The organism is Endozoicomonas sp., assembly GCF_965196975.1.
Lineage (GTDB): Bacteria > Pseudomonadota > Gammaproteobacteria > Pseudomonadales > Endozoicomonadaceae > Endozoicomonas.
The window spans coordinates 2,550,065-2,571,732 of sequence record NZ_OZ239981.1 but is presented as its reverse complement, the minus strand read 5'-3'; the positions used below and the strand labels follow the sequence as shown (position 1 = coordinate 2,571,732).

Here is a 21,668-nt window from a genome sequence, read left to right as displayed (position 1 = left end):
TGGCCTTTAACAAGTAGCTGGGCATATGGCATCGAATATTTCTGGTTATTTGATATGGTATTGTTTTTTGGGGTGAATGACCAAAAGAATAACTCTGTCTAATTTTTTGGCTCGTTCGTGTTTTCATTAATTATGGAAGTTAGGGGATAAAAAATTAGAGGCAACTGTCAAAACAGCGAATTAAACGGTAATGAATATAAGTTAACTTTTGGTGGGAATAATGCAGCTTCATAGTTATATAGGACTTTCGCATTGACAGGCAGCTGTAAAAATTGCTAGATCAGCAAAAAATAGCGGATGTCGTCGTGCGTAGAAAGATAACAAGACCTACAACAGCTGGGTGTGATTTGCCGAAATATACAGGGTTTCTATTGTGTGAGCCGAAATCAGCAACCTGTACTCGCCTTAGTGAGATCGGAGATATGTCACACCACAGCGTTAACCGTTTTCTACAACGTGAAGACTTTGCTCCCAATGACCTTTTCATGGAAGTAGCCGCAAGGCTGATTCTTGATGGGGGCACGCTATCGGTTGATGATACGGTGCTGGATAAGCCGTACAGTAACTACACGGCATTCATCGGCTATCATTACTCGGGCAAGCATCATAAAGCCGTCAAGGGCATTAATCTCATAACGCTCTATTACACCGATATCAAAGGCTATAGCCTTCCTGTCAATTTCCGTATCTATGACTCTGCGGACGGAAAGTCCAAAAATGATTATTTTCTCGAGATGCTGAAAGAAGTACTTGTATGGGGCTTACGACCTGCATTTGTTACGGGGGATTCCTGGTATAGCAGTGCCGCAAACCTGAAGACTGTGAAAAACAACGGTCTGGGTTTTATGTTTGCCGTTAAAAGCAACCGTACTGTTTCTATCCAAAAGGGTGACTACCAACAAGTGCAGAGCCTGGAGATTCCTGAAGAGGGAATAACCGTTTGGCTACGTAATTTTGGTTCTGTGCGTTTGTACCGGACGCGGCTAAAAAACGAGCTGCGCCATTACGTCGTCTACACACCCCATGCTGGATCAGAGGTATCACCACAGGTAGGCTTTAATGAACTTCACCTGCACCATTGGGCGATCGAAGAGTATCACCGGGCGCTGAAACAACTCTGCAGTATTGAGCGCTTTCAGGTGAGAGGAAAGCAGCAGGTCAGGAACCATATTTTTGCCTCTATCTTTGGGTATGCCTGCCTTCAGGCCAAGAAAGTATCTGAATCTCTCAGTAGCATCTATCGCGTTAAGAATGATGCGCTCAAGGATGCTATTTGGGACTTCATTAAGAGCTTCTCTGATGGTAAAGACTGGCTGAGACCATCTTTTATCAGAGCTGTCAATGCGTAAGTTCTATTATAGTCGCGCTGGTATGTCATCGTTTATAGATGGGCAATGCGAAACCACTCGCCTTGTGAAGACTGAGGATCGCCGCTTTCTTGGTAGGAGTTTAAGTACTAGGAGTCTGTCGGACTTTGCATAAATTTTGAGTACAATCCCAACATAACTTTTTCTGGCAGATACCCCATCAATGAAAAATTGGATTTTCAGGCCTATTGACCGAAATACTCCTGACTTATTCCCTGCCAGTGTTCAGGACTATCTGCCAGAAGTGCATCTTGCCCGCTTTGTTGTTGAGATTGTTGAACAGCTGGATCTCTCAGCTTTTACTCAGGCTTATAAAGGCGTAGGTTCGAAAGCCTGGCACCCATCCCTTATGCTGTCCTTGTTGTTTTATGGGTATGTGACAGGCGTCTTTTCCAGCCGCAAGCTTGAGAAGGCAACTTATGACTCCATCGCCTTTCGGTACATCTGCGCTAACGAACATCCGGATCATGATTGCATCAATACCTTTCGTAAACGGTTCCGTAAAGAAATCAGTTCTCTGTTTGTTCAGATATTACTGATTGCCCGCGAAGCCAACTGGTTGAAGATGGGTTCTATCAGTCTTGATGGCACCAAAATGAAAGCCAATGCCAGCAAACATAAGGCACTCAGTTATAAGCACGCATGCAAGCTTGAAGAACAACTAAAGGCAGAAGTAGAAGCGCTTCAAAAAATGGCGGATAAGGTCAATACCGAACAGCTGCCTGATGAATTATCCATTCCTGAAGAACTGAAACGCAGGGAAGATCGACTCAAGGTTATTGCCGATGCCAAGGCTGAAATTGAACGACGAGCCGAAGAGCGCTATCAGCAGGAACTTGCAGAACATAAGGAAAAAGTCGACCGTCGTGATGCCATCAGGGAAACGGGTAAAAAGCCACGAGGGAGAGAGCCCAAAGCCCCAACGCCCGGTCCCGGAGACAAAGACCAGGTTAACCTGACTGATTCGGAGTCGCGGATCATGCCGACCAGCAACGGTTATGTGCAGGCGTATAACGTACAGGCAGCAGTGGATACAGAGAGTGGTCTTATTGTTGAAAATCATGTTACTCAGGCGACGAATGACAAACAACAGATAGCGCCTGCTCTTGAAGTACTGGCTGCTCGATCAGAATGGATCGGCAAACCGGAAGCGTTACTTGCTGACACCGGATATTTCAGCAATTCGTCAGTAACTGCAGTGCATGACTTCGGTGCCATTCCCTACATTGCTGAAAAGCGGGATGCCCATAACAAGCCCTTACTGGAGCGTTTCAAGGCTGATGAACCGATGCCGGAAGGCGATGATGTGACGGCTCTGGATTTAATGCGCTGGCGTTTGCAGACGCGGGAAGGAAGGGCGATATATGCCTTGAGGAAAAGTACAATTGAGCCCACCTTTGGGATACAGAAAGAGGTGATGGGCTACCGTCAATTTCTAGTTCGCGGTCTTGAAGCAGTGTCTGCAGAATGGACACTTCTGTGTATGGCCTTTAACCTGAAGAAAATGTTTAGCCTAATGCTGAAAGACGCTCAGAAAATCTCTATTTCTATGGTTTTTTTAGCCATTAACAGGGTGTTTTTGATTCACATCTGGAATTGGGTCAAGAGGGCAAAAATCAAAAAAAGTTTCTGTTGAAGCCAGATTCGGAAAATTTCAGAATTTAAGCCCTGTTTCTCTTAGTTAGCCCCCAAAGTCCGACAGACTCCTAGAGGTGATTTTTTTCGATTTATTAGTGATTCTAGAAACAAAGGTTTGAAATTGGGAGATGTTGTCACCAGTGTACAGGGGCAAGGCATATTCGACAGAAAACTAAAAATACAGAAAGAAGATGGAGTTGATGAACTTGATTGTGTCGATGCTGCTATAAGACCAGCTGAATATAAAGCAGAAAATAGTGCTGGTTTCGGAAATGAAAGAGAATCGTTATTTCCCAGAATGGAAAGAGAACTGGATGAATTGAAGAATTTATTTACACGATTACTCGCATCGGAGAGTGTACATAGGCCGAGTGATGTGGGTGGGGTCATTGGTTTGACAGAATCCACTATACAGCAAGAAGGTGGACTTGATGGTGACGTTGCTACTGGAAGACCAGCTGAATATAAAGCAGAAAATAGTGCTGGTTTCGGCAATGAAATAGAACCGTTATTTACCAGAATGGAAGGAGATTTGGATGAATTGAAGAATTCATTTACACGATTATGCACATCGGAGGGTGAGCATAAAGCGAGTTATGTGGAAGGGGTTATTGATTTGGCAAAATCGACTGCGTCCACCTTGGATAATTTCAATTTAATAATAAGCTCTATTGATAGTAAGGATAGTAATAAAGAAAATATAAAATTTACGGAATCGATGATTGACTGTCTTGAGCGTATTTACAATACAGTTTTAAGTGATGCTGTAGTTGTTCTGGTTAAATTGAAATCTCTAGATGAAGACATTTCTCTTGTTGAAAAAGCTGAGGTTGATTTGCTAATTGGTAAATTAGAGAGTTTTAAACTTGATTCTTTATCCAGGCAATATAAGGATGGAAGAATAAGGAGAATTGCTTCCGCTTTGGAGCCATATAAGACACCTCTAATAGAAGCAGGCGTGTTGACTACTATGAGTACTGCCATTGCTGCAAATTATAAAGGGCTCGCCGACAGCCTTTCTAAATGTTTGGATCAGAGTAAGCGAGGTTGCGAAAATGAATATGCCCTGCTGTATGGTCCTCTTCTAATCCTTGGCTTTACTGTTCTAATTGTTATTATAGAAAGGTGTTGTAACTCAAAGTGCTTATCTAGAGATCGTCATTCGGGTAGAGATTACCCAAGAGATGGTTTAGAAGAAGTTTAAATATATTCAATTAGTGAAAAATTACTTTAGTCGTGATGTATGATGCTTATCAATGAAATATTTCCGGCGGTGGAATCAGCCAGCAGAGCGTGGCGAATGGCCTTTAATTCTGGTGATCTTATCGGATTTTCCGCTTTTTATGAAAAAAATGCAGTATTACATATTTCACCTTTTGGTTCTTATTCAGGTGTCGATGAAATCAAGGCGTTTTGGCAAAGTTTGATTGACCAAGATCTCAAGGTACTGGAGTATTTTGGTATTCAGATGACGAGGGTAGCTGGTGACCAAATCATATTGCGAGGTAGCTGGACGATGAATAAAGCAAGTGGTTTAATCCATAAAGAGTTGTGGGCTTTACAGGATAATGGTTATGTTTTAATGCGTGAAGCCGAATTAGAAGCGGTCGTCTAATGCGGTTATATATTTGGCTAGTTGGTAATGAGTATCGATGTGGACTCTCTCTGAATGATTGAAATAATAGAACTCTATTTTCACAGCTACTAACGCGAAGGCCGACTTTTCATAAGGCATGACTACACCTTAATCTGCGCTCTAAACAGATTGCTCATATAGCCGGTGACAGTCATGCCTGAAGAAGAGTTTATCATCAATGTCTTTTGTCTGATTGATGATTTATTCAATAAGCTTTTTCCCAGACCTTTACGTACTCGTGGCTATGAGCCCAAGCTCAGTGATAGCGAGGTTCTTACCATTGAAATAGTGGGCGAATGGCTTGGACATCACAAGGACAAGGATATCTGGAAATATTTTCGACGACACTGGCTACACTTTTTTCCAGGCATTCCCGCCAGAACCAAGCTGGCCTCACAGGGGGCGAACCTCTGGGCTGTAAAGCAAAAAATCACAGAGCGTCTGGTGCAGATATTGGGCGCTGACAGTGATGATGTTCACCTGATTGATGGTTTTCCCATAGAGGTGTGCAAGCGGGTTCGGGCAAAACGTCGGAAAATATTTAATGACGAAGTGGCTTATGGCTACTGTGCTTCAAAAGACAAGAAATTTTTTGGCTTTCAGGGGCATCTGTTAATTTCAATGACGGGCATTCCAGTTTCACTGAGCCTGACACCTGCGAACGTTGACGAGAGAGACGCAGCTTACGATTTGATAGAAACGATAGCCGGGTTGTTGTTGGGTGACAAAGGCTACATTAAGCCGATTTTCAAAGAAGATTGCGAAGCAATTGGTATCGACCTGCAAACGCCATTGAAAAAAACATGAAAGATAACCGGCCAAAAAAATTCGTCAAACTGATCATGCGGGTCAGGCGCAGAATCGAAACTGTCATTGGACAGTTGGCACATTATTTCGATATTGAGCACAGTGGCTGCCGTAATATGTGGCGCATGACGGCAAGAATAGCCCGCAAGTTACTGGCTTACAACGTAGGTGTATTCCTAAATGTACTGGCTGGTAAGCCTGCTATTCAGTTTGAGAGTTTAATAACTGCTTGAAAACACGGTTTTCGGGCATGACAGGCAGTGTGCATTCAAAATGGGTTTTCGGTCGGCCATGTAGTATTTATTTCTTGTTCTATAAGTCAAAAGTCGGTCTTCGCGTAGCTACTAGTAGCTACTATAGGAACACCTCTTATGATAGTTAACTGTCATGCCCGCTTCTGTTATTTCCAGCTCTACCAAAAGCATCGTTCTGCAAATTGAAGTTTCTATAGATTAAGGGAACATGCTGAATCTTGAAGATGGCTATGTTGTCGTTAGTGGTTGAGATATTCGTAATCTTTTATTCACTGCGCCCCATTATGGGAATTCGAGTATTAAGACCGATTATATTCGACGAAAACAGAAATAACCGGTTTAGCCATTATTCACTAAGCCTGATATTTTTACAGTTTATAAATATCATGGCTCACTGTACACAACAATTTTCATGAAGCCTTCTCCCACCTGACTTCAAATAGCAGCTCCACTGCTCCACATATTTCTTCCAGCCATTTATCAACGTGATGGAGAATTCTGGCAAGATAATCCAGTCCTGTACGGAAGATGGATTGCGCTTTTCGGCCATGACTTTTTAGCTTGACCGGGGTTGCATCGTTTATCCAATCTCCCGTCTTATATGCTCAGCAGAAGGCTAATGCCAAGGCACAGAGCAACTTTGATATTTTATCCCGATCCTTCAGGTGAGTTTCCTCAAGGTTAAAACCTCTGCCTTTCATAGCTTGAAACATGGTTTCTATTTGCAATCTTTGGAGATAATCTTCAATGGCACGCCAAGATTCAGTATTGCAAATGATCACCATTGGATCATTACCTTTTTTAGAGGCCGCAAGATAGACCATTTGCCCCCACACTTTTATTGGCTGTCTGATGGCCATGGTTTCACCGGTTGTCAGTAAAAATATTCTGGTCACCGGTAATAACCGGTTTTGGTGTTTATTGGGGACCAATGTGTTGCAGGGAACCCTGATGCAAAAAGGCCAGTTCCTATGAACCAGAAATTTCAACCAGCGCTTGCCCTTAAACTCCCTGTCCATGAGTAAACGCTGTATCGCTTGTTCAGGAAATATCTTTTGAAATTTCTGTAGCAGCTCAATGCGCTCCGCCGTATTCGAGCACCCCTTCTTGGGCAGGAGCGTCCATAAAATCGGGATAGCCATGCCCTTGTAGTTACTAGCCAGAAACAGGATGTTGATTTTGAAAATCCCAAACATCCAGTTAGTTCGATCCATGCTGAGTTGCCCTTTGCACTAAGGTGCAATCAGGCCAGCGATTATCCTGGCTGTAACAGCGTCCTCAAAAACCACTTCGAGAAAGAATCGCTGAATGCGGCGGTAACAGGATGCAGTCTGTGACTTTCCGGGAAAGGTGGTTGCAAGGTGTGTGAAGTTTACAATCTGCTTTTGCAGCAGACTCAGCACAAGATGGGCGAGGACGCTCAGTCGGCACTTGTTCCAGTTCAGATAGGTTCTACACTGCGTAATGAGTAAGTCGGCAGGTTCCATTGTCGAGAGGAGTTTTGTGGTAAAAACCTCAAGATAGAGGATCCCGCTGACACACTTCTGATTTTTGTCGTGTACAGTGTCCGGACATATTGAAAAGCGTGAGTTTGAATATAAGCGTCACGGGACTTAGGCCCTGCTGGCAGGAATGGATGTGGTAACGGGCAAGATTATTACTTTGGTAAGAGACACCCGGACGGAACAAGATTTTGCAGGCTGGCTTGATAGCATGCTGATGAGTGATCCAACTGCTACAGGTTGGCATTTTGTCATGGATCGTCTGAATACCCATATGTCAGAGGCTGCGTTCAGGGCGGTCGCCAGAATTGAAGGTACAGCAGAAAAAGAGCTGGGAGTTAAAAAGAAATCCGGCATTCTCAAGAACATGAAAACACGGGCTGCTTACTTGAGCGATGTGTCCCACAAGGTGGTGTTCCACTATACCCCGAAGCACGCATCATGGCTGAACCAGATAGAGATATGGTTTTCGATTCTGGTGAGGCGCTTTCTGAAACGAAACAGTTTTACATCGACCGCAGACCTGAAGGCTCGTCTCCAGCAGTTTGTGGACTTCTTCAATGAGAAAATGCCCAAGCCTTTTAAGTGGACAGTATTTTCCAATCCAGAAATGAGCTTAAAGGTAGGTAGTAACACCTATGCTTCAGCTTGTCGTTCATGAACTGATTTAAACAGTGTTTGCCGTGCTCGTTGAAGCTGTTCAGCAGCTTCATTATCGCTCATGGCTTCCGCTTCTGCCTTCAGCTGTTCCAGAGTGATTCCTTCTTTCAGATACTGCTCCGGTTGGTCAAGCGACAGGAATTTCTCATAGGGTGTCATCATGTTTTCATAACGGTAAACCTTCTTTTCCTTCCCTTTCTTATCGATTAGGGTTTCAGGGTAGAAGCAGGGGCGATGGTAGTTGATGTAAGGGTTCAGATACTTCTTATCAAACTCGTTAAACTGCTCCGCATGGTGTTGTGGTATATGTGCATGACCCAGCAGCTTTCTGATCACTGAACCATTCTTGCTTTCAACCAGTGCGTTGTCATTGCTGTGTCTGGATCGGGACTTGGACAAGGCAATATTGAGCTTGTTCAGCAGTGCCGCTACCTGATGATTAATGAACTCTGAGCCATTATCCGAGTGGAATTCCAGCAGCCTGAATGGAAAGCCTGCCAGCAGGCCTTCAAGCACTGGCACCAGGTATCGCTCGCTGATTTTCTCAACGGTGCATACCACTTCGTACTGGGTCACCTCATCAACCGCATTGATGTGATAAAGCCCCTTAACGCCGTCTTTATCGCCCTGGTGTACCGTGTCAACCCGGATATAGCGCGGTCGACCTTGAGGATCAGGCCTGCGACGCACACCAATCGCTCTTTGCGTTGAGCGTGTACTGTTTTTGTTCCCTCTGGTTCGTTCATAGGTCTTGGATTGCCTGAGGTTATAGAGATGAGAAATGGAGATGGTTGCCAGCCGTTCATACCGGCCATCTCCCTGCTGAAATGCTCGTTCACAAATTTTTTTGATGGCAGGCCCACTCAAGTCGCTGTGTAGCCGATCAGTGTGGGCAAGAAGGCGAATATCGGCTTTGGTATATCTTGTCCTGAAGCCATTGTTGGAAGAGTGATGCCGCTTAACAGTGCCTTTATTGGTGTACTGGTTAATAAGCCGGGTTACTTGAGCCGTCGAATAGCCGCTGGCTACGGTCAGGTAACGCCTGATAAGCCCCTTACCCTCTCTACCAAGAGAGCGGTATTTAAAGTGACTGAGGGTTTGCTCTATCCACTGATAGCATTCGTCTTTGGAGTCCCAGCCGGGCTCAAGACAAGCCTCTTGTGACAAGAGGGTTTTCACATCGTCAAGCGTTTTTATGAAGTGGGTGTTCATGATGATTTTCATGTCCTCATCATGAACGACTGTACAGAAAACTACAGGCTCATTTCGTGCTAGAAACAAGCCTGCCCTTCAGGCTCATTTCATATTGGAAGAGACTTGGACTCATAAAAGGTCGGCCATTACAGATATAATACTGTATGGGGGTTAGCGCTTGGCTGCACTAGCCGTGGCCGTTACTTCTTGACGGAAATTTGTCTGACCCATGCCCGTGGTTTTGTGTCGGTTGCACAGGACTCTCTTCCTTCCCCCTATTTCCCTCCTCAAGCTTGAGTGCTCCTTTCATACGGTTTTCTCCTATTTTTGAATAGCTTTTTGCAGTGATGCGGGCAGGTCAAATGCATCCCGGTTGGCGGCTCCATTGTCTGTGAATGTTTATCATGTCTCCGGTCTGTTTAAAAAGTGGTACAAAATTCAGCAAACAGTGTTGAAATCTTCAGGGTGAGTTAATACGATAAACATTCGGTAGGTAGTTTTCATAAACGAACTGCAGGACTTTCTACATGGACGTAGATGGCACACCGAACCTTCCTCTGGATCTCAACGAGATGAATCAGTCGCTGACCATCATCGTTACGGAGCTGGATAAACTGGACCGCCGTGGCGAAAAATGGCTGGTCATCGCACTGGATGTTATTCGCTGCCGTTATGGGCAGGAGGGCAGGCACCATGAATCACCCGGAGATGGCCAGACGGCTGCAACAGGCCATGGAGTTGGCAGCCATTTCCAGCGTACCCAAACTGGCCCGTAAAACGGGCATTGACCGGGGGTATCTTTACCGGTTATCCCAGGGCGAAATTCGTACCCCTCATAAGTACCTCGATACCCTGGCGGAAGCCATGGGGGTAAGCCCTCACTGGCTGGGCGCCGGAATTGGTGAACCGTACGACCATGAACGCACGGTTCCCCGGCATCGCCGCTACTTCAGAACGGTAACGGTCGTACCAAACGAAGGCGACAGTTACGATATCGAGGCGGAAGTACCGAATATTTTCAGCAGCCACCGGCATATACCGGTGGAGGAGGAGCGGTATCGGTACCTCTATGTTCCGGAGACCAATGACTATTTTCCGGCCTACACGCTGCTGACGGTAGAGCAGGAATCGCGCCCGGGCCCAGGTTTTTTTGTTGCCTGGATCAACGGGGAGGGGCGAAAGCGACTGGGCAGTTTTGTTGCCCATTACCAGGGAATGGATTGCGTGTATAGCAAAGATCCCGATATGGAGGTGATCGGCAGAGTGAGAAACATGGACTACTGGCAGGCAGAACCCAGTGAGGAGGTGATCAGAAAGTAAAAGGGGTGATGATGGACCATGAACAATAACAACAGGGCTGTTAACACTATGCGATTAATCGATTACGACCCGGAAAAGGATGAGGTGCTGGTCGTCAAGGCCGGTCTGACCACACACCGCAAAATCCGAACCTTCATAGAAACCGGTCAGGTGGATGAATTGAACCGACAGGATCGGGCCAGGCTCCACAAGATGTTGCAAGGCCATCCGTTTGTGTTCACCGATCATTGCACCTTCGGTGGACACTCCTTCTCAGTCTCCTCACAACATACCCTGCTGCGGGTATTGCGCCTGGCGTATATGGCGGTGGTCATTCTCTGCCCCCTGGCGTTTCTCGGGCAGACTGAGTTGCTGGGTGTTATCCTGACTGGCGGATCACTGTTTTTTTCGCTGTCCTTTACGTTTCTGGATTGTATTTCAGAACTCTATGGGTATCGCCGGGCCAGAGGCTTGGTAATCGATGTCTCTGCTGTGCTGATGGTGGTCGGTCTGCTGGGACAGTGGTGGGCTGAATGGATGGGGTTGGACCCGCTGATCAGGGAACTGACCGGTAATTTTATGGCCCTGGGATGTGCCCTGTTTGTGACCGATATGATCAATATCGGGATTTTCCATAAGCTTCGCAAAAAGATGCAGAACCGAGGCTTTGTGATTCGCTCGGCTTTATCGTCTGTGATTGCCATGGTGGTTTTTGCGCCCGTAGGCGGTTTTATTCGCTTTGGTGAATTTTGGCATAATGATGCAGTGAGCGAATTGATCAAGGACACCACGTTGTCAAAGATCATCCTGTCGCTCTGTTTTCTGGTTATCGGCACGGTGATTGTGTATGGAACCCGGCAGTGGCGTCGTGAATACGTGAAGTAGGGCTTCATTATAAACTGGTCGTGTACTCAACAGGCAGAGACCCGAGCGGTAAAGTGGGGCTAAATAGTCGCCGCAAGCCAGAGTCGGGTCAGTCGATCCTTTTGCAATAGGCAATCTGGCCCTGGTGATCTGGTTATCGTCAGCGGCTATTCAATGTCGGGCACACTGACCCGTTCAGACATTGGTTAATCAAGCTGACCGGGCACATCATCGAACGCTTCGATTTGTGGCTGATAGTATTGCCGTTCGATCCATTCCAGTGCCTTCTGAAAGGCCAGCGCACCGTATTTGGCACAGCTGAAACGACGGGTGTGAACGGTCTCCGATGTGTCGCCTTCCTCAAGCTGAAATCGTGCCTGCCAACCGGTTTGCCCATCCCGCAGTGTGTATTTTTCAATTTTTATCATGACTGGTGATGATTCCCTGTGTCGTGGGTTGCAGGTCTGGCGTCAGCCTGTCCTCCTGAAGGTGCGCGATTATTAACCACTTGGAAGGTGTAAGTATTGATACGTATCAATACTTATTGTTGCCACGTTTTGACAGGGGAGTCCATGGTTGAATCGTGTTGCAGATTAATAGCTTTCCAACTCTGATATGGCCATCTGTTTCCGTTCCGGGCTGGTGTGGAGGTATTTGGCGGTGACATCCAATGACTCATGGCCCATGAGCTCCTGGATGGTGACAAGATCCACTCGAAGCTCAGCAAGGCGGGTGCCGAAGGTATGCCGCAACCCATGGAAATCGATTTTGCCGGTCAGTCCAGCCGCTTCCCTGGCTTTATACCAACGGCGGTCAATGTACTTGTGACTGGCTCTCTGGCCAGAGCTATTTGGGAAGACCAGGTCGGTGTGGCCTGTTTGGTCGAGCCAGACTTTGAGTATGCTGGATGAAACATGATTCATCGGAATGTATCGGGTCTGGAGTGATTTGGTGCGTGCTTTCTTTTTTGGGTGGCTGTCGGAATGATCCCCCATACCCACCACGGTAATGACCCCGGACGAGAAATCAATGTCGTTTACTTTAAGGTTGAGCAATTCACCTTTGCGCATGCCGGTGTGGATGGCCACCATGACTAATGGCCGGAGCATATCGGCAAACTTGCCTTCGTACTGGTTATCCAGTTCCCGACGGTACTCGTCGTATTGATCCAGACCGGCCATGAGTTTTTTCTCATAGTCACGGGTCAGGTATTTGATCTTTTTGCTCTTGTCCTCTTTGAGCCGTTTGACTTCGGACATCGGGGTTTTCTCCAGATAGCCAGCCGCGACGGCTTTGGTCAGAATGCCCCGAAGATCGTTCATAATCCGGTTGCCACCCGTGGGGGCGCCGGGGTAATTGTTGAGCCACTTGCTCATATCAAAGGCGGTAATCTGGGACATGGGCTTATCAAGCCACTTTGCGAAATGACGTTTGATGTTTTTCTCGGCTTCGTCCGCCGTTACCTCAGGGGTGACGCTTCTGAAGTCGCCTTCAATAAAAGCCCGCAGGGTATTTTGTCGGTTTTTTTCAATCGCCTTGCGACGCTCTCGTTTTTGTTCCTGCGGGTCGTTACCCGTTGCCACATCCCCAGAAGCTGCTCTTGCCATTGTCCGGGCCTGTTCGACGGTAATCTCCCCATGCTTGCCAAGGGGGTGTTTTCGGTTGGTTCCGGTAACGGGGGATTTGTATTCGTAGTAGAAGTACTTGCCGGTTTTCTTTAACTGGCAGGAGAACCCACGGATCTCATTGTCCCTGAGGGCTTTCTCACCCATTTTTGATACACTGCTTTCAGTGATTTTCTTGATCATCTCCATCAACCCCAATCATTGCTCATTGATTCGGAATAGATTCGGACTCAGTCTGCCGAAACGGTATTGCAACTTTCTGGTATGATCTTACTAATTAGCTCAGAGTGCCAGATATATCAAGGGGTGTAGGGTTGTTCATTATTGGTGATATAGTACCTAATAGCAGGGTTTCTACGACCTTCCCTCTCCATGTGAGAGTAGGTCATCGCCAGGCACCAATTAGAGAACCCCGATAGAGCAATCCGTCGGGGTTTTTGCTGTGTGGTAAAAAAATATAGGAAGGGAAATTAGATCACGGCAAGCATTTTCAACATTAAATTAAGGCGGAATTCTGACGCTTTTGTTTGGGATTACATACTTTCTTAATAAATAACTTGTAAGTAGTTTACCGATTTTTCCATGAACTAACGTTGAAGTTATAACCTCCAGCAAGAGCTAACCCTTCGTGGAAAATCAAATACAAATAACAATAACCTTTCTTGTCTACTTTGTTGCCATGCTGGGTGTCGGCTATATAGCTTGGCAGAGAACGCAAAACTCCTCTGACTATTTTCTAGGTGGCCGTTCATTAGGGCCATGGTCAGCAGCACTAAGCGCTGGTGCTTCTGATATGAGTGGCTGGCTATTGCTTGGTCTACCGGGGTATGCATTTGCTGCTGGGTTTGAAGCAATCTGGCTAGGTTTAGGGCTGCTTGGAGGAACCTGGTTGAACTGGCTTCTGGTTGCGCGCCGCTTAAGAATATACAGTGCAGTGGCTAATGATTCGCTCACTCTTCCTGAGTTTTTCTCCAATCGTTTTTCTGATCTGAAATATATCCTGCAGCCAGTCAGTGCTGGTTTTATTTTAATTTTCTTTCTTTTTTACACCAGTTCAGGATTGGTAGCTGGCGGTAAACTCTTTGAGTCGGTTTTTGGTTTTGACTACGAGCTGGCTGTGATTCTTGGCATGCTCAGTGTGGTTTCTTACACACTGTTTGGCGGTTTTCTGGCGGTTTGCTGGACTGATCTGGTTCAGGGCCTACTGATGTCTGCGGCACTATTGATTGTTCCTGTGACGGTACTGGAGGTGACGGGTGGAGCAGAGCAGGTGTTTACTGAGATTGAACAATTGAACCCCCATCTGACCAATCTGTTCACAGATATTAATGGTGAAGCTCTTTCTGTGATTACTGTTTTGTCATTATTGGGCTGGGGACTGGGCTATTTTGGTCAACCACACATCATGGCCCGTTTTAAAGCAGTGCAGTCCAGCAACCAGTTAATACTTGCGCGGCGTATTGCGATTTCATGGACTGGGATCTGTATGTTGGGAGCGTTGCTGGTCGGGCTGACAGGTATCATTTATACCCAGCGACAGGGGTTAGTGTTAGACGACCCCGAAGCCATTTTCATGTTGATGGTTAATACTCTCTTTCATCCAGTGATAGCAGGTATTCTGCTGGCCGCTATCCTGGCGGCCATTATGAGCACGGCAGATTCCCAGTTGCTCGTATGCTCTACTGCAGTTGCAGAGGATTTTTATCGAAATATGCTGCGTCCCAATGCCTCTACAGGAGAATTGCTAATAGTTGGCCGTATTGCAGTTGTTGGTATTGCAGTATTGGCAACAGTACTGGCATTAAACCCGGACAGTTCTGTGCTGGAGATGGTTGCCTATGCTTGGGCTGGGTTTGGGGCAGCCTTTGGTCCTGCGCTACTTTTTTCACTTTACTGGAAAAGAATGAATGGGTTAGGAGCCCTTTCTGGTATTGTGGTGGGAGGGGTTACTGTAGTGATATGGCGCTCAATGAGCGGGGGTATTTTCGAGGTGTACGAGATTATTCCAGGGTTCATCGCTGCCTCAATCGCAATAGTGATGTTTAGCCTGATCGGAAAAGCACCTTCTGAAGAGGAGTCGGAAACCTTTCAGAAGGTACAGGCGCTTGTGAAATCACCATTGGGTCAGGACGAGCCGGTTGCTGGCTAGTTGTGGCGTGGATAACGCCAGAAATTAGGGCTGAAAGGCAGGGTCAGCGTTGTATCCTCGCCAGCAAGACAGGCTTCCGGATGGTACCTGCTCAGGTGGTAACGTACACGTTGTTCCTGCTGTTTTGATACATCTACCATAATCAGATGCTTACCTTTTACCAGGTCATCGTGGAATCGTGCTGTTTTGTAGTTCTCACGAGTGACACCGGCCAATCCACCGCTCCATGCGCCAAAGAGTGTAAAAACACCAGCGATCAGTAAAAGAGCGGGTAGAGGTATATCTACCCCAATCGGGTTCCACCACTCAATCAGCGTAGCCGCTAACAGGCCAATGACACCGCCAATTAGAGCACCCAGTTCTCCCGAGTGAAGTACATCGTTTTCCTGTAACATGTTGGCACTGTGAACCTGCCTGTGAAACAAGCCTGCTTCATTTCGGCTTAAAACATGGAGGTGCCAATCGGTGATACCATACCGGTGCAGGTCTTCAGTAATTTTGGTTACACTGTCAAGCGAGCCAGTCAGGTAGTAGAGACGTTTCATAGTAAACTCCTGCTTTACTGCGCGCAGAATCTATGAATAGAGTATAGATTATCCTGAAGGCTGCCTGAGAATAGATCACTCTGCTGAGTTGGCAGCAAACGTGTCTAAGTGTTCTGTTTTGTTTGGCGAATAGCGCATTATTCCTTTTATAAAACGTAATGCGTATCCTCAATGTTCTGCCATCCTCGCTAGGCGGCTGCTCTCAGGCAGCCTCCCAATGCCCCACGTTGTTTTAGGTGAATTGACGATGAAACAAATAAAAGTTGCAGTCAGAAAGAAGGGATCCAAGAGTACTCAGGAGTTCAGTGAAGCAGATAATGAGCTGAAACAGACACTGGAGAGACTGGCTAAAAAGGGACTGAATCCTATGCAGATGTGTCAGAAACTTATTGAGCATGACGTGAAACATCCCGGAGGTGGGGACTGGACTTATGACCGGGTCGTTGAGGAATGTGAGCGGTTAAAGGTGTGATACCCCGGCATTCAGCCGGTGAGGCAGTCTCTTTCTAGGCGTATTTAGAACAACCTCACCATTGACAGTATGGTTATTATTTTGTGGTCTTCAGCAGATCCTGGAACCGGCGCAGCTTCTCTTCCTGAGTCAGCTGAGGGGGGGGGGCGGATGGCTCCTGAATAAGCGGGCCGTAATCCAATATTGATGCTTCTTCTGCTGTTTCCTGTGGCGCGGCGCGCTCCTGAAGCCAGGCATCCATCACATCAAGGGCCTCTAACAACCCTTGATGTTCATCTGATTCATTCGGGTTATCAGTATCCGCCATCAGGTTTATTTTCTTTGCCAGATTACTGCGTATTTGGAGAATTCGCTCTTCTGAGATCTGCTCCCTGTTCTGTTCCAGCCATTTTCTGGCTGACTCCCCATTGGTGGCCATGATGAATAGTTACCCGTACTGATGAACAAGACTACCTGATGGAACTGATCAAGGATTCAGTTCTGTATGAAAGGTATGTGTTTCAGAGTTAAAAGAAACACAATGATAAAAAGTTAAGTTGAAAAATTCATCTACTATTACACTCAGTTGGCTATACCCGTAGGAAAGGTATGGCTTTTCTCGGTAAATACGATCCAGATACCGGTGGCCAATCTACGTACAATTACGTTATCTTACGATGCTTTATTTTTAACTATTTTTATTGGCAGGATGTCTTGACCAGTGTAATTCAGGCTCAGTTTGCATTTATGGTGGAACAGTTGGAAAAGCTGTTAACACAACCTTTGCCTGAAAAGCGGCTTGTTAGAATTGAGCTCCCTTTGCCAGCTATTCACCTTCAGGGGTTTCTGGCTGCGCAGGACTGTTCTGAAACAGCGCTCTGGAGGGATAGGGAAGGCGATCATACCATCGCGGTTCTCGGTTATAGCTGGTCAGAAAAATTATCCTGCCGGCAGGACCTGACCTCAGTATTTGCCAGTGTCCGAAAACTCCTGAATCATTTGCCAGAGCATGCAAGCAGTCACTGCCTATGCTACCTCTCTTTTGCGGATGATGAGTCTTCAATATGGTCAGCTTTTGGTTATGGAATGGTCATCTTGCCACTGTTGGAACTGCTACAGACTCGCAAGGGAATGGTGTTGGGGGTGAACCTCAGATCTGACAATGCTTTGGAATACCAGAACAGTATTCGTAAGGCTCTAGGGATTATCACAACACTTAACTACAGCCAGCAGTTGCCCGAGGCTGACTTTACTTTTCAGCTTGAAGGTTACCAGCCTGATTTGAATGTCTGGAGTCAACTTGTTGGCAAGGCTGAGCAGGCCTTTGTATCAGGAGTGCTGGATAAAGTGGTGTTGTCACGGGAAACGTGTCTGAAGCTTGAGGGGCAGCTCTCTCCATTCTCATTGCTTTATGCATGGCAGCAGGCGAACCCGCATTCTTATCAGTTTTTATTTCAGGGGGAGGGGCAAACGTTTTTTGGCTGCTCTCCTGAACGATTGGTTAAACGACTGGAAAATATTATTTCTACTGAGGCCCTGGCAGGAACAATTGTACGTGGTCAGAACCTGCTTGAAGATTCCCAGCTGGAAAGCCTGCTGATGAACGACAGTAAAAATATCCATGAAAACCGTCTGGTTCTGGATGATATCTGCCATAAGCTGCAACCACTCTGTCAGTCCCTGGAAGCGGATCGCAGTCACTCTATTGTTAAACTTCGCCATATCCAGCATTTGCGTTACCAGATTCGTGGAATATTGAACCGTGATGTGTGTGATGAACAGTTACTGGATGTGCTTCATCCGACCCCGGCAGTAGGGGGAACGCCAAGAGAAGAGGCATTGTCGTTTATTGAAGCAAATGAGCCCTATGCTCGTGGATTGTATGCCGGTGTTTGCGGGATTGTTGGTGTTCGAAAGAGTGATTTCAGTGTGGCGATTCGCAGCGCCCGTTTGGTTGATAATGCCCTGATGCTTTATTCCGGAGCGGGTATTGTGAAAGATTCTGTTGCTGAAGATGAATGGGTCGAGCTGAATAACAAAATTGCAACGGTACTGGATATTCTGGATCGTCAGAAGACATCAAAAGATGATTTCGCTGTATTGTCTGGTCAGGCAGGACAGCATGTTGCTAGTAACCATGATTTCGCAGCACTTTCTTAGGCCCTGCTAACCTACCTGCTGAAAACCCTGAAGCAGCGCAGTAGCAATGAAAATACTGTAATACTTCATTTATGGCTGGCTGTCAGAGCCGGTGAGTTTATTCATGACATTTAAAACCGACTACGCAAACATCAACGGCATCTGGTCTTCAGTGCTGATTGAAGAACTGTGGCGACTGGGTGTTCGGCATTGTTGTATTGCCCCTGGATCTCGCTCAGCACCATTGACATTTGCAGTGGCAGATCATGAAGGCATGACCCGCCACGTTCATTTTGATGAGCGTGGCCTTGGTTTCTTTGCCCTGGGGCTGGCCAAAGCCACCGGAGAACCAGTGGCCCTGATCACAACGTCAGGCACTGCTGTTGCCAATCTCTACCCGGCCATTATAGAAGCTCACCAGTCGGGTATTCCACTGGTCGTTCTGACAGCTGATCGTCCTCCCGAGTTGATTGACTGTGGGGCAAATCAGGCGATTGACCAGCTGAATATTTTTGGTAACTATACCGGATCGACGTTGGATTTACCAACGCCGGACCGCTCCATTTCCCTCCGATGGTTGCTGGGGAGTATTGATCAGGCCTATGCCCGCTCATCAGCACGGGGGCTGCCACTGCACATCAACTGCATGTTTCGGGAACCTCTCTACCCACATCAGGTGGAAGAAAGCACTCATATTGAAAATGAGGTCTATCTTGCCAGTATCCAACAATGGATATCATCTCTAACACCTAATACTGAGTACTTTGTTCCAGAGGCAACCCTGTTGCCAGATTTGGCTCGATGGCAGCATTTTACGGACGGCAAGGGCTTGATTGTTGCTGGGCGGGTGATGCCTGAGACTGATGTAAATGCAATTGTGCAGTTATCAGAGCGCCTGGGCTGGCCGTTAATAGCGGATGTTCAATCACAGCTCCACGGTCACCCACAAGCCATCAGGCATGCTGATCTTTTATTGGCCAGTTCAGCCTGTGAAAGCGTATTCAATGAGGTCGACCGTGTGCTCCAGATTGGCGGTTACCTGACGTCCAAGCGTTTGGATCAGTTTATTGGCCGGCACTATTGGAAAGAATACTGGATGCTTGACCCTGCTCCCAGAAGAGTCGATACAGGGCAACGGCAGAGTGTGCGCCTGATAGGTAATATTGATTCGGTTTGTCATCAACTGTTGCTCTGCAGTGAGGATATACAGGCTGACAGAGAATGGAGTTTGCCATTGACGGCGCGGGCAGAGAAACTTGGCGACGAGCTGAAAAGTCAACTGCCAAGCCAGCTTAATGAGCAATGGCTCGGTGCTTCTTTAGGAGAACTATTACCTCCTGAAAGCAGTTTGTTTCTTGGCAACAGCCTGCCTATACGCATGGTGGATATATTCTCAGTACACCATTTACCACGGGTTTATGCTAGTCGTGGCGTCAGTGGTATTGATGGGCTCATTGCTACCGCGGCTGGATGTGCTGAAGGAGATCAGGCGCCAATGGTTTTACTGATTGGGGACATCTCCTTCCTCCATGACCTTAACTCCCTGCAACTGGCAGCTCAGAGTAAAACGTCACTGGTTATTGTGCTGGTTAATAACGACGGTGGTGGTATTTTCTATGTGACCACCAAAGGCTGCAGCAATGATGCCGTCCAGGTGGCTAAAGATTATTTTGTGACACCCCATGGGCTTTCCGCACAGCATGCTGCTGAACTATTCAGTATTGATTATTCGGCGCCACAATCCATTGATGATTTTACATCGCAGTTTAATAGAGCATGTTCTAAAACTGGTTGTACCATTATTGAAGTTTTTACTGAGTCTGGTCTGGGGGCAAAAAGCATTGAGCAGGCCGTAAACATGGCTAAAACACTGTGAGCCTGTCCTACTATTGTTCTGGTGCTGCCAATGCGCCAGCCCTGGTATTACTGCATGGTTTTCTGGGCAGTGCAGGTGACTGGCAGCCCCTCTTGGCATTGCTGAAAGATGACTATCATCTGATTGCAGTTGATCTGCCGGGACATGGCTCAAGCCAGTGGGTAGAGGAGGATGCGCAGGGAGCGGACTATTTCTGCCATCGTCTGGAACAGACGATTCAAACCATTGAACAGATAGAAGGCATTAGTCTGAAACCTTTCAACCTGCTGGGCTACTCACTGGGCGGTCGTCTGGCCATGGCATATACCATTGCTTACCCGGAGCGAGTAGAGAAACTTTTACTGGAAGGTGCGCATCCAGGGCTGGTCAGTGAGCAGGAAAGAAGCGAGCGATACCAGTCAGATCTTCAGTGGGCAAGGCGCTTTCGAGAGGAGCCTGTGGCTGAAGTCCTTTGGGACTGGTATAAACAGCCGGTGTTTTCGGACCTGGATGATAGCCAGATTCGATCTTTGATTCATGAGCGCTCAAAAGGCAGTGGTTTGCTATTAGCCGACGCCTTGGTGTCATTCAGTTTATCGAAGCAGCCAAATTATCGTCAGGCACTCTGTCAGTTCAGAGCTGGTTCAGCACTGTCGCCATGTGTTCATTATTTTTATGGTGAAAATGATCACAAGTTTGGACAGCTTGGGCAGCATTTACTGGCAGAGCATGTGATTCACAGTGTCCACCCTGTAGCTGGGTGTGGGCACAATGTTCATCGGGAGCAACCAGAGGCCATGGCCCGGTTGCTTAGAACGCTATAAGGAGTTGGATATGAGCAAACAGCTGGATGCAGGTGTAATCTGGGAAAACCTCAGTGGTGATTATGAGGATATTCTGTACCACCGGGCAGAAGGTATGGCCAAAATTACCATTAACCGTCCGGAAAAGCGCAACGCGTTTCGCCCTCAGACTATTGTAGAAATCCAGAAGGCTCTGGAGTCTGCACGTTTTGATGAGTCGGTGGGTGTGGTGATTCTGACCGGTGCTGGCGATCTGGCTTTCTGCTCCGGTGGAGACCAGAGCGTGCGTGGAGATTCTGGCTATAAGGATGATAAGGGAACTCATCATCTGAATGTTCTCGATCTACAACGTCAGATCAGAACCTGTCCAAAGCCGGTTGTTGCCATGGTTGCCGGTTATGCCATCGGTGGTGGTCATGTCCTGCACCTGGTATGTGACCTTACTATTGCTGCGGATAATGCCCGCTTTGGTCAGACTGGTCCAAAAGTAGGTTCATTCGATGGCGGTTTTGGTGCCAGCTATCTGGCACGTATTGTCGGGCAGAAAAAAGCCCGGGAAATCTGGTTCCTATGTCGTCAGTACGATGCGAAGCAGGCTGAAGACATGGGGCTGGTTAATACCGTTGTGCCTTTGGAAGAGCTGGAACGTACAACCGTAGAATGGTGTCGTGAGATTCTGCAGCATTCCCCTCTGGCACTTCGTTGCTTGAAATCTGCCATGAATGCCGACTGTGACGGCCAAACTGGCCTGCAGGAGCTTGCAGGAAATGCAACGCTGCTGTTCTACATGAGTGAAGAAGCTCAGGAAGGGCGGGATGCTTTTCTGGAAAAACGCCAGCCAGACTTTAGCCGTTTTGGTCGCAATCCTTGATCGGTCACA

Annotated in this window: 21 protein-coding genes and 1 pseudogene; 16 read left to right on the top strand and 6 right to left on the bottom strand. The window is 47.1% G+C overall.

The features are described from left to right. Positions 1 to 305: 305 nt before the first annotated feature. From ACOCLE_RS11485 to ACOCLE_RS11460, 6 genes and pseudogenes are all read left to right on the top strand, one after another. Positions 306 to 1,349: a transposase gene (locus tag ACOCLE_RS11485; protein WP_419533005.1), complete on the top strand. Its 1,044-nt coding sequence runs from the start codon at positions 306 to 308 to the stop codon at positions 1,347 to 1,349. A 181-nt stretch (positions 1,350 to 1,530) separates the two neighbouring features. Continuing rightward, a pseudogene (locus ACOCLE_RS11480) lies at positions 1,531 to 2,874 on the top strand (IS1182 family transposase); the annotation flags it as partial. A 252-nt stretch (positions 2,875 to 3,126) separates the two neighbouring features. Further along, positions 3,127 to 4,209 (top strand): hypothetical protein, encoded by a 1,083-nt coding sequence (locus ACOCLE_RS11475; RefSeq protein ID WP_419536798.1) that lies wholly within the window; start codon positions 3,127 to 3,129, stop codon positions 4,207 to 4,209. A 39-nt stretch (positions 4,210 to 4,248) separates the two neighbouring features. Next, positions 4,249 to 4,620, top strand: a complete 372-nt coding sequence (locus ACOCLE_RS11470) for a YybH family protein (RefSeq protein ID WP_419533922.1) — start codon at positions 4,249 to 4,251, stop codon at positions 4,618 to 4,620. Positions 4,621 to 4,794: 174 nt separating this feature from the next. Continuing rightward, positions 4,795 to 5,448, top strand: a complete 654-nt coding sequence (locus ACOCLE_RS11465) for an IS982 family transposase (RefSeq protein ID WP_419533921.1) — start codon at positions 4,795 to 4,797, stop codon at positions 5,446 to 5,448. After that, complete coding sequence (locus tag ACOCLE_RS11460; protein WP_419533920.1) at positions 5,445 to 5,681, top strand: transposase; 237 nt, start codon at positions 5,445 to 5,447, stop codon at positions 5,679 to 5,681. Before ACOCLE_RS11465 ends, ACOCLE_RS11460 begins: the two co-directional genes overlap by 4 nt. Before the next feature lie 626 nt (positions 5,682 to 6,307). Here the strand turns inward: ACOCLE_RS11460 and ACOCLE_RS11455 are convergent. Beyond that, the gene (locus ACOCLE_RS11455) at positions 6,308 to 6,916 is read right to left on the bottom strand and encodes an IS4 family transposase (protein WP_419533919.1); all 609 of its coding nucleotides are present in this window, start codon (positions 6,914 to 6,916) and stop codon (positions 6,308 to 6,310) included. Between the two features lie 424 nt (positions 6,917 to 7,340). Between ACOCLE_RS11455 and ACOCLE_RS11450 the strand changes: the two genes are divergently transcribed. Then, positions 7,341 to 7,865, top strand: coding sequence for a transposase (locus ACOCLE_RS11450; RefSeq protein ID WP_419533918.1), 525 nt, complete (start codon positions 7,341 to 7,343; stop codon positions 7,863 to 7,865). Here ACOCLE_RS11450 and ACOCLE_RS11445 read toward each other — a convergent pair. Continuing rightward, positions 7,841 to 9,076, bottom strand: a complete 1,236-nt coding sequence (locus ACOCLE_RS11445) for a hypothetical protein (protein ID WP_419533917.1) — start codon at positions 9,074 to 9,076, stop codon at positions 7,841 to 7,843. The genes ACOCLE_RS11450 and ACOCLE_RS11445 overlap by 25 nt on opposite strands. A gap of 509 nt (positions 9,077 to 9,585) precedes the next feature. On the opposite strand from ACOCLE_RS11445, the gene ACOCLE_RS11440 reads away from it, so the two are divergent. Genes ACOCLE_RS11440 through ACOCLE_RS11430 form a run of 3 tightly spaced genes read left to right on the top strand, consistent with a single transcriptional unit; the run spans position 9,586 to position 11,242 of the window. After that, positions 9,586 to 9,834, top strand: a complete 249-nt coding sequence (locus tag ACOCLE_RS11440; RefSeq protein ID WP_419533916.1) for a hypothetical protein — start codon at positions 9,586 to 9,588, stop codon at positions 9,832 to 9,834. Further along, positions 9,752 to 10,378, top strand: a complete 627-nt coding sequence (locus ACOCLE_RS11435; protein ID WP_419533915.1) for a helix-turn-helix domain-containing protein — start codon at positions 9,752 to 9,754, stop codon at positions 10,376 to 10,378. Before ACOCLE_RS11440 ends, ACOCLE_RS11435 begins: the two co-directional genes overlap by 83 nt. A gap of 18 nt (positions 10,379 to 10,396) precedes the next feature. After that, positions 10,397 to 11,242 (top strand): VUT family protein, encoded by an 846-nt coding sequence (locus ACOCLE_RS11430; RefSeq protein WP_419533914.1) that lies wholly within the window; start codon positions 10,397 to 10,399, stop codon positions 11,240 to 11,242. A 185-nt stretch (positions 11,243 to 11,427) separates the two neighbouring features. Here the strand turns inward: ACOCLE_RS11430 and ACOCLE_RS11425 are convergent, their stop codons facing one another. Together ACOCLE_RS11425 and ACOCLE_RS11420 are read right to left on the bottom strand one after the other, a co-directional pair. After that, positions 11,428 to 11,649 (bottom strand): hypothetical protein, encoded by a 222-nt coding sequence (locus ACOCLE_RS11425; RefSeq protein ID WP_419533913.1) that lies wholly within the window; start codon positions 11,647 to 11,649, stop codon positions 11,428 to 11,430. A gap of 165 nt (positions 11,650 to 11,814) precedes the next feature. Next, positions 11,815 to 13,035, bottom strand: coding sequence for a tyrosine-type recombinase/integrase (locus ACOCLE_RS11420; protein ID WP_419533912.1), 1,221 nt, complete (start codon positions 13,033 to 13,035; stop codon positions 11,815 to 11,817). A 490-nt stretch (positions 13,036 to 13,525) separates the two neighbouring features. Between ACOCLE_RS11420 and putP the strand changes: the two genes are divergently transcribed. Further along, entirely contained in the window at positions 13,526 to 14,995 is a 1,470-nt protein-coding gene (gene putP, locus ACOCLE_RS11415; RefSeq protein WP_419537201.1) for a sodium/proline symporter PutP, read from the top strand. On the opposite strand, the gene ACOCLE_RS11410 is transcribed toward putP, so the two are convergent. Next, on the bottom strand, positions 14,992 to 15,540 hold the full coding sequence (locus ACOCLE_RS11410; protein ID WP_419536797.1) for a hypothetical protein: 549 nt from the start codon (positions 15,538 to 15,540) through the stop codon (positions 14,992 to 14,994). The genes putP and ACOCLE_RS11410 overlap by 4 nt on opposite strands. A 217-nt stretch (positions 15,541 to 15,757) precedes the next feature. Here ACOCLE_RS11410 and ACOCLE_RS11405 point away from each other — a divergent pair, with 217 nt between their 5' ends. Beyond that, on the top strand, positions 15,758 to 16,012 hold the full coding sequence (locus ACOCLE_RS11405; protein ID WP_419536796.1) for a hypothetical protein: 255 nt from the start codon (positions 15,758 to 15,760) through the stop codon (positions 16,010 to 16,012). Positions 16,013 to 16,088: 76 nt separating this feature from the next. Here the strand turns inward: ACOCLE_RS11405 and ACOCLE_RS11400 are convergent, their stop codons facing one another. After that, positions 16,089 to 16,430 (bottom strand): hypothetical protein, encoded by a 342-nt coding sequence (locus ACOCLE_RS11400; RefSeq protein WP_419536795.1) that lies wholly within the window; start codon positions 16,428 to 16,430, stop codon positions 16,089 to 16,091. Positions 16,431 to 16,705: 275 nt separating this feature from the next. On the opposite strand from ACOCLE_RS11400, the gene ACOCLE_RS11395 reads away from it, so the two are divergent. The 4 genes from ACOCLE_RS11395 (at position 16,706) to menB (ending at position 21,659) form a co-directional block, all read left to right on the top strand. After that, complete coding sequence (locus tag ACOCLE_RS11395; RefSeq protein ID WP_419536794.1) at positions 16,706 to 18,151, top strand: isochorismate synthase; 1,446 nt, start codon at positions 16,706 to 16,708, stop codon at positions 18,149 to 18,151. Between the two features lie 103 nt (positions 18,152 to 18,254). Continuing rightward, positions 18,255 to 20,006 carry a 2-succinyl-5-enolpyruvyl-6-hydroxy-3-cyclohexene-1-carboxylic-acid synthase gene (gene menD, locus ACOCLE_RS11390; protein ID WP_419536793.1) on the top strand — a complete coding sequence of 584 codons (1,752 nt, stop codon included), beginning with the start codon at positions 18,255 to 18,257 and terminating at the stop codon, positions 20,004 to 20,006. Continuing rightward, positions 20,003 to 20,809: a 2-succinyl-6-hydroxy-2,4-cyclohexadiene-1-carboxylate synthase gene (menH, locus tag ACOCLE_RS11385; protein ID WP_419536792.1), complete on the top strand. Its 807-nt coding sequence runs from the start codon at positions 20,003 to 20,005 to the stop codon at positions 20,807 to 20,809. Before menD ends, menH begins: the two co-directional genes overlap by 4 nt. Positions 20,810 to 20,819: 10 nt before the next feature. After that, a complete protein-coding gene (gene menB / locus ACOCLE_RS11380; RefSeq protein WP_066015985.1) occupies positions 20,820 to 21,659 on the top strand; it encodes a 1,4-dihydroxy-2-naphthoyl-CoA synthase in 840 nt (279 codons plus the stop codon). Positions 21,660 to 21,668: the final 9 nt, after the last annotated feature.

Bases quoted from the DNA above. Each gene is read 5' to 3' on its own strand.
- menD (WP_419536793.1), top strand. From the start codon at position 18,255: ATGACATTTAAAACCGACTACGCAAACATCAACGGCATCTGGTCTTCA.
- ACOCLE_RS11435 (WP_419533915.1), top strand. From the start codon at position 9,752: ATGAATCACCCGGAGATGGCCAGACGGCTGCAACAGGCCATGGAGTTG.
- ACOCLE_RS11445 (WP_419533917.1), bottom strand. From the start codon at position 9,076: ATGAACACCCACTTCATAAAAACGCTTGACGATGTGAAAACCCTCTTG.
- ACOCLE_RS11465 (WP_419533921.1), top strand. From the start codon at position 4,795: ATGCCTGAAGAAGAGTTTATCATCAATGTCTTTTGTCTGATTGATGAT.
- ACOCLE_RS11425 (WP_419533913.1), bottom strand. From the start codon at position 11,649: ATGATAAAAATTGAAAAATACACACTGCGGGATGGGCAAACCGGTTGG.
- menB (WP_066015985.1), top strand. From the start codon at position 20,820: ATGAGCAAACAGCTGGATGCAGGTGTAATCTGGGAAAACCTCAGTGGT.
- ACOCLE_RS11400 (WP_419536795.1), bottom strand. From the start codon at position 16,430: ATGGCCACCAATGGGGAGTCAGCCAGAAAATGGCTGGAACAGAACAGG.
- ACOCLE_RS11430 (WP_419533914.1), top strand. From the start codon at position 10,397: ATGAACAATAACAACAGGGCTGTTAACACTATGCGATTAATCGATTAC.
- ACOCLE_RS11420 (WP_419533912.1), bottom strand. From the start codon at position 13,035: ATGGAGATGATCAAGAAAATCACTGAAAGCAGTGTATCAAAAATGGGT.
- ACOCLE_RS11460 (WP_419533920.1), top strand. From the start codon at position 5,445: ATGAAAGATAACCGGCCAAAAAAATTCGTCAAACTGATCATGCGGGTC.
- ACOCLE_RS11440 (WP_419533916.1), top strand. From the start codon at position 9,586: ATGGACGTAGATGGCACACCGAACCTTCCTCTGGATCTCAACGAGATG.
- ACOCLE_RS11470 (WP_419533922.1), top strand. From the start codon at position 4,249: ATGATGCTTATCAATGAAATATTTCCGGCGGTGGAATCAGCCAGCAGA.
- ACOCLE_RS11455 (WP_419533919.1), bottom strand. From the start codon at position 6,916: ATGGATCGAACTAACTGGATGTTTGGGATTTTCAAAATCAACATCCTG.
- putP (WP_419537201.1), top strand. From the start codon at position 13,526: ATGCTGGGTGTCGGCTATATAGCTTGGCAGAGAACGCAAAACTCCTCT.
- ACOCLE_RS11405 (WP_419536796.1), top strand. From the start codon at position 15,758: ATGCCCCACGTTGTTTTAGGTGAATTGACGATGAAACAAATAAAAGTT.
- ACOCLE_RS11410 (WP_419536797.1), bottom strand. From the start codon at position 15,540: ATGAAACGTCTCTACTACCTGACTGGCTCGCTTGACAGTGTAACCAAA.